At 51.8% G+C, this 13,356-nt stretch carries 12 protein-coding genes; 8 read left to right on the top strand and 4 right to left on the bottom strand.

What is annotated here, in order from left to right; genetic code table 11:
* Position 1: 1 nt before the first annotated feature.
* Both dhaL and dhaK read right to left on the bottom strand, forming a co-directional pair.
* On the bottom strand, positions 2 to 637 hold the full coding sequence (gene dhaL / locus BZG80_RS09225; protein ID WP_025673984.1) for a dihydroxyacetone kinase subunit DhaL: 636 nt from the start codon (positions 635 to 637) through the stop codon (positions 2 to 4).
* Positions 638 to 650: 13 nt separating this feature from the next.
* Entirely contained in the window at positions 651 to 1,709 is a 1,059-nt protein-coding gene (dhaK, locus tag BZG80_RS09230) for a dihydroxyacetone kinase subunit DhaK (RefSeq protein ID WP_021024313.1), read from the bottom strand.
* A gap of 346 nt (positions 1,710 to 2,055) precedes the next feature.
* On the opposite strand from dhaK, the gene BZG80_RS09235 reads away from it, so the two are divergent.
* Positions 2,056 to 3,138: a glycerol dehydrogenase gene (locus tag BZG80_RS09235; protein WP_077461037.1), complete on the top strand. Its 1,083-nt coding sequence runs from the start codon at positions 2,056 to 2,058 to the stop codon at positions 3,136 to 3,138.
* A gap of 168 nt (positions 3,139 to 3,306) precedes the next feature.
* On the opposite strand, the gene BZG80_RS09240 is transcribed toward BZG80_RS09235, so the two are convergent.
* Positions 3,307 to 3,927 (bottom strand): L-threonylcarbamoyladenylate synthase, encoded by a 621-nt coding sequence (locus tag BZG80_RS09240; protein ID WP_077577260.1) that lies wholly within the window; start codon positions 3,925 to 3,927, stop codon positions 3,307 to 3,309.
* A 90-nt stretch (positions 3,928 to 4,017) separates the two neighbouring features.
* Positions 4,018 to 4,920, bottom strand: a complete 903-nt coding sequence (gene rnm / locus BZG80_RS09245; protein ID WP_077679188.1) for an RNase RNM — start codon at positions 4,918 to 4,920, stop codon at positions 4,018 to 4,020.
* A 584-nt stretch (positions 4,921 to 5,504) separates the two neighbouring features.
* On the opposite strand from rnm, the gene aroF reads away from it, so the two are divergent.
* From aroF to trpA, 7 genes are all read left to right on the top strand, one after another.
* Positions 5,505 to 6,518, top strand: coding sequence for a 3-deoxy-7-phosphoheptulonate synthase (gene aroF / locus BZG80_RS09250; RefSeq protein WP_077461176.1), 1,014 nt, complete (start codon positions 5,505 to 5,507; stop codon positions 6,516 to 6,518).
* Positions 6,515 to 8,119, top strand: a complete 1,605-nt coding sequence (locus tag BZG80_RS09255) for an anthranilate synthase component 1 (RefSeq protein WP_077679189.1) — start codon at positions 6,515 to 6,517, stop codon at positions 8,117 to 8,119. Before aroF ends, BZG80_RS09255 begins: the two co-directional genes overlap by 4 nt.
* Positions 8,116 to 8,739: an aminodeoxychorismate/anthranilate synthase component II gene (locus BZG80_RS09260; protein ID WP_021024307.1), complete on the top strand. Its 624-nt coding sequence runs from the start codon at positions 8,116 to 8,118 to the stop codon at positions 8,737 to 8,739. The genes BZG80_RS09255 and BZG80_RS09260 overlap by 4 nt, the downstream gene beginning before the upstream one ends.
* A gap of 101 nt (positions 8,740 to 8,840) precedes the next feature.
* Entirely contained in the window at positions 8,841 to 9,860 is a 1,020-nt protein-coding gene (trpD, locus tag BZG80_RS09265; protein WP_445177062.1) for an anthranilate phosphoribosyltransferase, read from the top strand.
* Positions 9,857 to 11,245, top strand: coding sequence for a bifunctional indole-3-glycerol-phosphate synthase TrpC/phosphoribosylanthranilate isomerase TrpF (gene trpCF, locus BZG80_RS09270; protein WP_077679190.1), 1,389 nt, complete (start codon positions 9,857 to 9,859; stop codon positions 11,243 to 11,245). The genes trpD and trpCF overlap by 4 nt, the downstream gene beginning before the upstream one ends.
* Positions 11,246 to 11,320: 75 nt before the next feature.
* Positions 11,321 to 12,511, top strand: coding sequence for a tryptophan synthase subunit beta (gene trpB, locus BZG80_RS09275; protein WP_077461030.1), 1,191 nt, complete (start codon positions 11,321 to 11,323; stop codon positions 12,509 to 12,511).
* A complete protein-coding gene (gene trpA, locus BZG80_RS09280) occupies positions 12,511 to 13,335 on the top strand; it encodes a tryptophan synthase subunit alpha (protein ID WP_077661195.1) in 825 nt (274 codons plus the stop codon). Before trpB ends, trpA begins: the two co-directional genes overlap by 1 nt.
* The last annotated feature ends 21 nt before the right edge of the window (positions 13,336 to 13,356 follow it).

Raw genomic sequence — 13,356 nt, forward strand, 5'->3', positions numbered from 1 at the left:
CTTAATTACCTGCTATTGCTTGCTTTAGTGCTTTAATCATTAATAGAGAGGACGTTGCACCGGGATCTTGATGGCCGATACTGCGCTCACCTAAATAGCTCGCTCGTCCTTTTTTCGCTTGCATTTCAATGGTGGCTAATACATTCGCTTCTGCGAGCTCAACCATCTCATTATGTAAGTGATCAGCACTTGTGCCCTTATCTAACGATGCCTTTATACTCGTCAAAACCGGTAGCCAAACATCACACATGGTTTTGTCGCCTAATTCAGCTTTACCACGAGAAACCACACCATCGACCCCACTTTTTAGCGCGTCGATCAGCTCTTCAAAGGTTAATTGTTCTCGAGTCCCGACAGCCGCCGCTGTGCGAATAAATAACGTGCCATATAAAGGGCCGCTTGCGCCTCCGACACTAGACAATAATGTCATTCCCGTATTTTTTAGAATGCTACCAATGTTTTGCTCGACAATTTGTGGCAGTTTTTCCGCGACTTTCTTAAAACCACGATTCATGTTGAGACCATGGTCGGCATCGCCGATATCACGATCAAGATCCGTGAGAAAATCTTGGTTGTCTTGATAGGTCGTCGCACACAACTCTAACCAGTGAATAATATGTGTTTTTTCAATTTGCATGTTATTTCCCCTGTTACCAGTTGATTGCGGCAGTATCAACGGGTGCATCAAAAAGTTCTAACATCTCTTTATCCGCTTTGAGTAAGGTGATTGACACCCCTTCCATATCAAGCGACGTACAGAAGTTACCTACCCTATTTCGTACGATGCGGAATCCCGCTTGCTCGCAGTTATGCGCTAGACGGCGATACACGCCGTAAAGCTCAGAAATTGGCGTGCCTCCCATACCATTGACCATCACGATGTAGTCATGATCGGCAGAAAAAGGCTCAATACTAGACACGACCTCATCCCATTCGCCTTCTTCACGATTCCAAATCCGTAACGTGCGCTGATAAGGTGCGTTTTCAGCGAGTTCAGCAAACATGTCATCCACCAAAGTATCGACGTCTGTGTATTGCATGCGTTTAATACCAGGCTCACCATGGATACCAACACCAAACTCCACTTCATTATCTTCTAAGATAAACGACGGCTTACCTGCGGCTGGCACGACACAAGCATTAAGCGCGACACCAAAGGATCGGCACTGGTTATTGACGCGTCGAGCAAGCGCTTCACACTGTGCCAACGTATAACCTTTACTTGCCGCAGCGCCGACTAATTTTTCCACTAACACAGTACCTGCCACGCCACGACGGCCAGCGGTGTAAAGGCTATCTTTCACGGCCACATCATCATCCACCAAGACTGATCCAACACTGATACCATCGGTATGAAGTAGCTCCACGGCCGTTTCAAAATTCAACACATCGCCCGTGTAGTTTTTAATGATAAAAAGCACGCCCTCACCGGTGTTTACTTGGTTACCACACTCATACATTTGATCCGGTGTGGGCGATGTAAAGACTTCTCCCGGGCACGCTCCGGTCAACATACCTTTACCAATAAAACCCGCATGCAATGGCTCATGACCACAACCGCCACCAGACACTAACGCGACTTGTCCTGGTGTTTCCTCATGCCACATATAACGAGGTTCGTAATTGGCCTTTAACTCAGGACGGGACAACGCAAGGCCTTCCATTTGTTGCAAGACAACATCATCGACTTGATTGATTAGTTTTTTCATCGTTCTATCTCATTCCATTTATTTTCACGTAGGGTATGAACTCATCTTAAGCAGAGAAAACAGGGGCTCAACAAAAATAATTTTGTTCCATAGTGGAACAATTTATCTTTTTATTTCGTTTCAATATGGAACATGAATGACGCAAACAGTCTGAATAGTGATCAATGCCATAAAGCAGGGTTTGTCGTTTTTTCTTTCGCGACGGATTTGACACTGCGGTCATAAAAGCTCAATTCAAATCCTCGATATCCTTTCTCGTTTGAGCTGTCAGTCCTAATATAGCGCCTTCCCTACAATGGTTTTTCATTGCAGAAAACACACAGAATAAAGAATAAAGGTCTGAATTATGGACAAAATAATTATTAGCCCCAGTAAATACGTCCAAGGTGAGCAAGTACTGAGCTCGATTGCACACTATGTAAAAAGTCTTGGTGAGAAACCATTAGCCATCGCTGATGCGTTCGTGACCGACTTGGTGGGTGCAGAGGTAAAACAGAGTTTTGCTGATGAAGAGATATCACTCGCAACCAATATTTTTAATGGCGAGTGTTCGCGTGCTGAGATTGAGCGCATCACCGATATTTGTGCGACACAGCAACATGATGTCATCGTCGGTATTGGCGGCGGGAAAACATTAGATACGGCAAAATCCGTTGCTTTCTATACCAAAATTCCCGTTGTTGTTGTGCCGACCATCGCGTCTACAGATGCGCCAACGTCGGCTCTCGCCGTTATCTATACCCCAGAAGGTGAATTTTCTGAATACTTGATGATTCCTAAAAATCCGGACATGGTGATCATGGATACGTCGATCATCGCTAAAGCACCGGTTCGCTTACTGGTTTCCGGGATGGGTGACGCGCTATCAACTTACTTTGAAGCTCGTGCAAATATGACGTCAGGTAAAGCAACCATGGCCGGTGGGCTTGCGACCCGGTCCGCGCAAGCGCTAGCAAAACTGTGTTATGAAACATTACTTGAAGATGGCTTAAAAGCGAAAATCGCAGTAGAAAATGGTGTGAGTACCAAGGCGGTAGAAAACATTATTGAAGCCAACACCTACCTAAGCGGTATCGGTTTTGAGAGCAGTGGCCTAGCTGGCGCACATGCCATCCATAACGGTCTCACCAAGCTTGAGGAGTGCCACCATCTTTACCATGGCGAGAAGGTGGCATTTGGTACACTTGTTCAACTCGTACTCGAAAACGCGGCAATGGAAGAGATAAATACCGTCCTCGCTTTCTGCCGTTCCGTTGGCCTACCGACCAATCTTTTTGATATGGGCGTAAAAACGCTGAATCATACGACGTTGCGTGCGGTGGCAGAAGCATCAACTGCTGAAGGAGAGACTATCCATAACATGCCATTTCCTGTAACGGCAGATAATGTTTATTCCGCAATTTTAACGGCGCATCAACTGGGTCAATAGTGCATCGCCTACCGCATAAATTGAGACATATCGAATCATAAAAAAACGCCCAGCAAGGTGGCTGGGCGGGAATGGAAGGTCAACCACTGGCTGACGCAACATCAGAACAAGAACATTGCACTGATAATTACGCAGTGCAATGTTTGTTGGTTCACTGGCAATAAAGGATTAATCAAACGGCGTCGAATCACCACGACCCTGGCGTCGAATTTCAGGCGCACCGTCGCTAAAATCGACCACCGTCGTTGGATGCTCACCCAACACCCCTCCGTGCATGATCAAATCCACACTGTGTTCTAAATGATCGCGTATCGCTTCGGGATCGGATTCGGTGAAATCATTACCGGGCAGAATCAGCGAGGTCGACATTAATGGCTCACCCAAAGCTTCGAGCAAATCTAGGGCGATTTGATTATCGGGAACACGAATGCCAATGGTCTTACGTTTTGGATTCATCAAACGTTTTGGCACTTCTTTGGTCGCTTTAAAAATAAAGGTATACGACCCTGGGGTATTGTTCCGGATTAGCCGAAACGCAACATTATCCACCCGTGCATACAGTGAAAGCTCAGAAAGATCGCGACATAGCAACGTAAAATTATGATCTTTATCGAGATCACGAATACGGCAAATACGCTCTAGCGCTTGTTTATTCTCAAGCTGACAGCCAAGCGCATAGCCCGAATCAGTCGGATAAATAATCACCCCACCGTTTCGCACAATTTCCACCGCTTGCTTGATCAGCCGCGCTTGCGGATTCTCTGGGTGGACATAAAAAAACTGACTCATGGTTCCTCCTGCTGTAGCTTGACCACGTTTTGGATGCGCACCGCAACCCAGCGATAGTGGCCGACGCGCCGGATAATCCTTATTATCCTTCTATTGTAACGCGTCTGACTGGTTGCTATCTAGTTGATTTATTGATTGCTGTTTCTGCTCGGCAGCCTCTAACCATGCCCAATTCCACCAAAGCGGCTGGCAGTCTTTAGGCAGCCATAGATTTCGGCCTAGCTCTGTCCATGGTGAAGGGTAATGAAAATCTGAGCCCAATGAGGCCAATAAGCCATAGTCCCGCGCGTAGTCAGCGAGCAAACGACGTTCTTGTTGCGACTGCTGAGGGAGTGCGACTTCGATGGCATCGCCTTTCGCCTCAGAAAACGCCGTTAGCAGTCGCTTCAGCCACTTAGCCTTGAGTTTGTATCGGCCCGGGTGAGCGAGTACTGCCTGTCCACCGGCTTGGTGAATCACCTCAACGGCCTCTGCAATCGAACACCAATTCGGCGGCGCATACCCCGTATTGCCTCGGGTTAAAAAGCGCTTAAAACAAGCCTGCATGGTTTTCGCGTGGCCCTGCTCTACCAGCCAGCGGGCAAAATGCGCACGAGTTAGCGGTGCATCACCGGCCTGCTCACGTGCACCCGCTAACGCGCCTATATAATGCGAGCGCTCTAGCCGTGCAGCAATCAACTCCGCCCGTTGTTGGCGTCGCTCAGCTTGCTCGGCAATCAGCGCGATTAATGCCGGATGGTGCGGATCGATATTTAAGCCCACAATGTGAATATCAAAGTTTTGCCACAGAGTAGAAATCTCAATACCGCTGACCAAGGTGAGGGGCAGCGCTTGGCGGTCAATTTCTGCTTGCGCATCCACCAGCCCGGCAGTGGTGTCGTGATCGGTAATCGCCAACACCCCCACACGGCGCTCAACCGCACGCTGCACTAAATCTTGGGGCGATAAACGGCCATCTGAGGCCGTCGTGTGACTATGTAAATCAATGATCATGGTGTATCGGGTTTCCTTAATATGTCCACGCACTCTGGTAATGCTAACGCAAGCAAGTTAATGCACGTACGCGAACACTATTGATTCATTTGTTATTTTTTATGGTGCGCTGTTTCCGCACTTTTTCTGCATTCTTTTGGTTTTCCCCGTTGACACAGAGACAAAATATCAGTTTACTAGTACACAAGTTAACGCGCACCGTTTCTCGGTCTCGGGGAGCAAGATGGCGCTAAGGGTAACAGGCACAACGGAGTCTCGCAGCATGTATTTCAATACCTCGCCTCGTACAAAGGGCATTTACACGGCACCCACTGCAGTACTGGCCGTCAGCGCGCTAGCGACATCTATGACCTCTGTTGCACTTATTGGGTGGCACGGCTCCTTACGGGCGGTGTGACGGGCTGTATCAACAGCTACCTTATTCACAACGCCCGCCACTGACGCGGGCGTTTTTGTCTCTGAGCTTTGCCATTAAGCGTTATCGTGCTACTACGCATTCAGCCACTAAGCATTTGGCTACTAAGCATTTGGCTACTAAGCATTCAGCCACGGTAATCCACAACCATAGTTTAAAAGGATATTTGATGATTATTGTACTTAAACCCCAAGCCACTGAGCAGGACGCCAAAGGGCTACTCAACCAAATCGAGCAGTGCGGATTAAAACCGCTTTACATGCCAGGGGTTGAGCGCATCGTACTCGGCGCGTTGGGCGATGAACGCGTTTTGCAACAATGCCACTTTGAGGCCAACCCGCTGGTTGAAGAAGTGAAACCGATTTTAACCAAGTACAAACGCGTCAGCCGTGATGTGCAGCCGCACGATAGCGTAGTAAATATCGGCAATGTGCCTGTCGGTGGACAAGACTTTGTGGTCATGGCAGGCCCTTGCTCGGTGGAGTCGGAACCTCAATTGCTTTCCGTGGCAGAGCGAGTTAAAACCCACGGCGCTCGCGTGTTACGTGGCGGTGCCTTTAAGCCGCGCACCAGCCCTTATGATTTTCAAGGCATGGGAATAGAAGGGCTTAAGCTGCTAAAAAAAGCCAGTGAGCTCACCGGCATGCCAACCGTGTCAGAAGTGATGGAAATCAGCCAAGTCGATGCCGTGTGTGAATACATTGATTGCTTGCAAATTGGCGCACGTAATATGCAAAACTATGGCTTACTCAAAGCAGTGGGAGAAACTGGCAAACCGGTCTTGTTAAAACGCGGCCTTTCCGCCACTATCGAAGAATGTTTGCTGGCAGCGGAATATATTGTCGATGCGGGCAACCCTAATGTGATTTTGTGTGAGCGCGGCATTCGCACTTACGAAACCGCCACAAGAAACACCTTGGATTTAAACGCGGTGGCCTTTATGAAACAACGCAGCCACCTGCCAGTACTGGTCGACCCAAGCCATGGAACGGGTGTGCGAGAGCTCGTCACGCCGCTATCACGCGCGGCTGCAGCCGTCGGCGCAGATGGTATTATTGTGGAAAGCCATCTGAATCCAAGCGAGGCGTTGTCAGACGGTCACCAAGCATTGACCGGCGATATGTTCGCGCAGCTAATGCAAGAATTAACCCCCTTTGTTCAAGCGGCAGGGAGAAAGCTGTGAACACCCATCACCTCCAATACGGCGAGCTCGATACGCTCCAACTGTCGGTGCCTTATGTGGCCGATCCGACCGAGCTGTATGCCGCCGTGTGCCAAGATAAACCCTTTAGCATGTTGCTGGAGTCAGCTGAAATTGACTCAAAGCGCAACGTGAAAAGCCTGATGCTCGTTGACGCCGCGGTACGGATTGAATGCCGGGCGCAAACCGTAACCTTGCAAGCGCTGACCCATAATGGCGCCCATTTGCTCGACAGCATCAGGCAAAGTGCGGCGCTGCAAGCGTTACCTTGTGAGGCAGAAAGCACTGAGCGTAACAATCAGCCGGCACTGACACTGACATTCCGCCATCCTAACGACAATGGTGCCCTATTGGATGAAGACGCCCGCCTGCGCCAAGCGTCGGTGTTTGATGCGCTGCGCGTCGTTAAACAAAGCGTCGCGTTGGAGAACCAGCCTGACGATGCGCTGTTTATCGGCGGCTTATTTGCCTATGACTTAGTCGCCAGTACCGAAACACTGTCCAGCGTAGACGGCACCGAGAGCTGTCCGGATTATCTCTTTTATGTCGCCGAGAGCTTACTGGTGATTGATCACCAACACCGACAAGCACGCTTACAAGGCACCTTGTTTGGTGGCGATAATGCAAGTGCCCACTACGTGGATTTATCGCGCCGCTTGCAACGCATCAAAGAAGCCTGCTTATCGCCTGCGCCACTTCCCGACGCGCCCGTGATGACTGAACACTCGGTCGCGGTTTCAGTCTCCGATTCAAACTTTTGTCAGCAAGTTGAAGCGCTAAAAAAACACGTGATCGCCGGAGATGTGTTTCAAGTGGTGCCCTCGCGCCGTTTTACACTCGCGTGCCCGTCGCCGCTCAATGCCTATCGCGCGCTGAAACACGGCAATCCTAGTCCATATATGTTTTATCTGCGCGATAGCGAATTCAGCTTATTTGGTGCCTCACCAGAGAGCGCACTCAAATATACCCAAACGACCAATCAAGTCGAAATTTACCCTATTGCCGGTACTCGTCGACGCGGAAAAACGGCCCAAGGCAGCATTGATCACGACTTAGATAGCCGAATTGAACTTGAGCTGCGTAATGATGAAAAAGAAAATGCTGAGCACATGATGCTGGTCGATTTGGCCCGTAACGATGTTGCACGCATTAGCACGCCCGGCAGCCGCCACGTGGCCGATTTGCTCAAAGTGGACCGCTACAGCCACGTCATGCACTTAGTCTCTCGGGTGGTGGGTCAACTTAAACCCGATCTTGACGCGCTGCATGCCTACCAAGCCTGTATGAACATGGGCACGCTCACCGGTGCACCGAAACTTAGAGCGATGCAATTGATCCGTGATACCGAGCATTGCCGCCGCGGTAGCTATGGCGGTGCGGTGGGATATTTTACCGGTTCAGGCGACATGGACACCTGCATCGTGATCCGCTCCGCCTACGTTGAAAACGGCCTTGCTACCGTGCAAGCCGGCGCAGGCGTGGTGTTTGATTCTGACCCACAAGCGGAAGCGGACGAAACCCGCGGCAAGGCGCAAGCCGTGATCCATGCGATTCAAGCTGCTCACCAAGGAGGCCAACCATGAGCACCCCGAAAATGGACATTGTCTTGCTCGATAACATGGACTCCTTTACCTATAACTTAGTGGATCAATTTCGCGCATTGGGTTACCCGGTCACGGTGTTCCGGCACCATTTAGATGCTGATGCCATTGTCAGCCACATTCGTGCCCTGCCCCAGCCGCTACTGGTGCTCTCGCCCGGCCCGGGTGCACCCGCCGATGCCGGCTGCATGCCCGCATTGATTGAGGCCTTACGCGGCCACGTGCCGATGTTGGGGATTTGTTTGGGCCAGCAAGCCATCGTTGAAGCCTACGGCGGCACAGTGGCAGGCGCCGGCACCATTATGCACGGCAAAGCCTCGGCCATGCACCACCAGCAACATGCGGTATTTGGTCCACTTGCCTCACCATTAACCGTCGCCCGTTACCACTCACTGGTTGCCACTGATGTCCCTGCCAACTTGGATGTCATCGCCACAACCTTTGATGGCAAAGATCAGAAAGTGATGGCCGTGGTTAACAACACCGACTATGTAGTCGGTTATCAATTCCACCCCGAATCGATTTTAACCGCGCAAGGGGCGGCGCTACTCACCCACACCATTGATTGGGCGAGTGAATTTTACCAAGGCAATCGTGATTAATAGCTAAACAAACCAATAAATAAAGAAACGAATAGAGATACAACACGTACAGCACCAATAAGTACGGACGTCAGGACAGACACATCGAGGTAAATGCAGTGATGGATCAAGCAACCGTGGATCACCTACTAGAAGCGCTCTACCAACAGCAGTCGCTCAGCCAAACGCACAGTGAACAACTATTTAGCGCCATTATTCAAGGCGAGCTCGAGCCTGCTCAATTAGCCGCCGCGTTAACCGCATTGAAGATTAAAGGGGAAACCCCCGAAGAAATCGCCGGCGCCGCGAAGGCACTCACCGATAACGCCGAGCCTTTTCCACGTCCCAGCTATCCGTTTGCCGATATCGTCGGCACGGGTGGCGATGGGGCGAACACCATTAATATTTCTACCACCGCCGCATTTGTGGCCGCTGCCTGTGGCGTGAAAGTCGCCAAGCACGGCAATCGCGGGGTCTCGAGCAAATCCGGCTCGTCGGATCTACTCGCCGCGTTTGGGATTGATTTGGCCATGCCTGCCGAGCAAGCGCGTGCGGCACTGGATACACTTGGCGTGTGCTTTTTATTCGCCCCGCAATACCATACCGGTGTGCGCCATGCGATGCCCGTGCGCCAAGCCATGAAAACACGTACCATCTTTAACCTGCTTGGACCGTTAATTAATCCAGCCAAGCCCAGTATTGAGCTAATGGGCGTGTACGACCAAGCACTGGTGGCGCCAATTGCGCAAACCATGCAAAACCTCAACATGACGCGCGCGGCCGTGGTTCACGGTGACGGCCTGGATGAAGTGGCGATCCATGGCCCTACGACGGTGGCAGAAATCACGCCAACACAGATTGAGCATTACACCCTAACCCCCAGCGACTTTGGTGTATCCCAATACCCGCTGGACAGCATTGCCGGGGGCACGCCCGAGCAAAACCGCGAGATGATCCGCGCGATTTTGCAAGGTAAAGGCACAGATGCCCAGCAAGCGGCGGTAGCGGTCAATGTCGCCCTATTGCTACGCTTATTCGGACAAGAAGATTTGAAAGCAAATACCCAACAGGCCTTGGACGTGATGGCGTCGGGCAAGCCTTACACCATCATGCAAGCGTTAGCACAAAGGAGCGCAGTATGACCACGTCAGCCCTCAACGACACCATTTTAGGCCGCATTGTCGATGACAAAAAACGCTGGATCGCCGCCCGCAAAAAAGCCCAGCCGTTAGAAAGCTTTGTCGACCAACTGACGCCGAGCGATCGTGATTTTCGTGCTGCGTTAGCCGCACCGGGCTCGCAGTTTATCTTGGAGTGCAAAAAAGCCTCGCCCTCGAAAGGGGTGATTCGAGACGATTTTGATCCAGCAGCCATTGCGCAAGCATACAAGCCATTCGCCACGGCGATTTCGGTACTCACCGATGAAGACTACTTTCAGGGCAGTTTTGATTTTCTCCCCATCGTGCGTGACCAAGTTGATGCGCCGGTGTTGTGTAAAGACTTTATTATCGACCCGTATCAGGTTTACCTCGCGCGTCATTATCAAGCCGATGCGATCTTGTTGATGCTGTCAGTGCTCGACGACGCCGAATACCGTGAGCTAGCCGATTTAGCCGAGTCTTTAAAGCTGGGGGTACTCACCGAAGTGAGTACCGAAGACGAGCTGGCGCGGGCCAATGCCTTAGGGGCGGTGGTGATTGGCATTAACAACCGTAATTTGCGCGATTTAAGTATTGATCGCGATCGCACCAAACGCTTAGCACCGCAAGTGGGGGAAAAAGCGATCGTGATTTCAGAAAGTGGCATTCATAGCCACCGCCATGTGCGCGACCTCGCCGATTACGCCGACGGCTTTTTGATTGGCAGTGCCTTAATGGCAGAGCCCGATCTCACGCTTGCGCTACGTAAAGTGATCTTGGGCGATAACAAAGTGTGCGGGTTAACCTCAGCCGATGATGCCCTCGCCGCCTATGACGCGGGCGCGGTTTATGGCGGGCTCATTTTTGTTGAACACTCGCCGCGCGCGGTAACCCCAGCCGTGGCCGAACGTGTACAGCAAGGCGCGCCGCTTCGCTATGTGGGCGTGTTCCAAAACCACGCAATAGAGACAGTCGCAGCGCATGCCCATCAGCTCAACCTACACGCGGTGCAATTACATGGCGATGAAGATGCTACGTACTTACAAGCACTGCGCGAAAGGCTTCCGACCCACTGTGAAATGTGGAAAGCGCACGGTGTGTCTGATGTCGCCCCAGCGTTAGACGGCGTCGACGCAGACCGCCACCTCATCGACAGCCGAGTCGGTCAGCAATCTGGCGGCACCGGCAGAACCTTTGATTGGCACCTGATCCCAAAAGCGGCCAAAGACAAAGTGATGATCGCGGGTGGTTTGACGCCCGACAATGCCGCAAAGGCCGCTGCACAAGGCTGCTTAGGGCTCGATTTTAACTCCGGCGTCGAACATGCGCCCGGAGTGAAAGACGCCCACAAGCTTAACGCGGCGTTTCGTGCCCTACGCCGTTATTAATTGTCCAGAGATGAGTGATTACGCCGGGGTGAACGACGCACCTCGGCACCAAATTAAAGACGTAAAAGGATTATTATGAGCAAGCTTAACCCCTATTTTGGTGAATTTGGCGGCCAGTACGTGCCACAAATTTTGGTGCCTGCGCTCGATCAACTCGAGCAAGCGTTTATTGATGCGCAAGAAGATCCCACCTTTAAAGACGACTATATTCGTCTATTGCAAGAATACGCGGGACGCCCCACCGCACTGACGTTATGCCGTAATCTTACCAAGGGCACCAAGACTAAACTCTATCTCAAACGTGAAGATTTACTCCACGGTGGCGCGCACAAAACCAACCAAGTGCTTGGCCAAGCGATGCTCGCTCAGCGCATGGGCAAATCAGAAATTATTGCCGAAACCGGCGCCGGACAACACGGCGTGGCGACCGCACTCGCATGTGCGCTGTTGGGGCTAAAATGCCGCATTTATATGGGTGCCAAGGATGTTGAACGTCAAAGCCCCAATGTGTTTCGCATGAAGCTGATGGGCGCAACGGTGATCCCCGTGCACGCGGGCTCCTCGACCCTCAAAGATGCCTGTAACGAGGCGATGCGCGACTGGTCTGCCAACTATGATACCGCGCACTACTTGCTCGGCACCGCGGCCGGCCCTCATCCTTTCCCGACCATTGTGCGCGAGTTTCAACGCATTATTGGCGAAGAAACCCGCGAACAAATCCTGCGCGCAGAAGGCCGCTTGCCCGATGCGGTGATCGCCTGTGTCGGCGGCGGCTCAAACGCCATTGGTATGTTTGCGGACTTTATTGAAGACAAAGACGTGCGCTTAATTGGCGTGGAACCGGCCGGTAAAGGACTCGATACCGATCAGCACGGCGCACCCTTAAAACACGGTAAGCCCGGGATTTTCTTTGGGATGAAATCGCCATTAATGCAAGATGAATATGGCCAAGTAGAAGAGTCGTATTCCGTGTCTGCGGGGTTAGATTTCCCGTCCGTGGGACCTCAACATGCCCACCTCAACGCCATTGGTCGTGCTGAATACCCGGCGGCCACGGATGACGAGGCGCTGGAAGCCTTTCAATCACTGGCGCGTAATGAGGGGATCATTCCCGCATTAGAAACCGCCCACGCCCTGGCACACGCGCAAAAAATGATCGCCGCCGACCCCAATAAAGAGCAGATATTGGTGGTTAATTTATCGGGCCGAGGCGACAAAGATATTTTTTCGGTTTATGAGATTTTAGAAGGCAAAGGAGAGCTGTAATGGTGGCACCATCAACGCGATACTCATCAATGTTTGCAAACTTGGATGCCAAACAGCAAGGCGCCTTTGTTCCCTTTGTGACCTTGGGGGATCCGAATCCTGAGCAATCGCTCGCCGTGGTCGATGCCTTGATTGAAGGTGGCGCGGATGCCCTAGAGCTCGGCATGCCATTTTCCGATCCGCTCGCTGATGGGCCGACCATTCAAGACGCCACCATCCGAGCGCGGGCAGCCGGCACCACACCCGATACCTGTTTTGACATGTTAGCGACCATTCGTGCCAAGCACCCCACGATTCCCATTGGGTTATTAATGTACGCCAACTTAGTCTATGCACGGGGTATCGAAACATTTTACACCCGCTGCGCTGAGGTTGGCGTCGACTCGGTGCTTATCGCCGATGCCCCGATTTCTGAATCCGCCCCCTTTCGTGATCACGCCCTAGCGCACGGTATCGATCCGATTTTTATCGCCCCACCCAATGCGGACGATAAAACCCTCGCCAAAGTGGCCGAGCTGGGTCGTGGCTATACCTATTTGGTATCGCGCGCCGGGGTAACTGGTGCGGAAGCCAAAGCCGGCACACCGGTCGAGCACTTGCTAGGCACCCTACTTCATCATCAAGCACCGCGCCCGCTACTTGGGTTTGGTATTTCAACCCCTGAGCAAGTCAAGGCAGCCATTGTGGCCGGAGCCGCCGGTGCAATATCAGGCTCAGCGGTGGTGAAAATTATTGAAACCCATCAGCACGACGTGCCGACTATGCTCAACGCGCTTACTGAGTTTGTCCGAGCCATGAAAGCGGCAACAGCACACGCCTCGTAGCTTTCAGTCGCTTGTCGTCAT

Origin of the sequence: Salinivibrio sp. MA440, assembly GCF_001996265.1 — a bacterium.
GTDB lineage: Bacteria > Pseudomonadota > Gammaproteobacteria > Enterobacterales > Vibrionaceae > Salinivibrio > Salinivibrio costicola.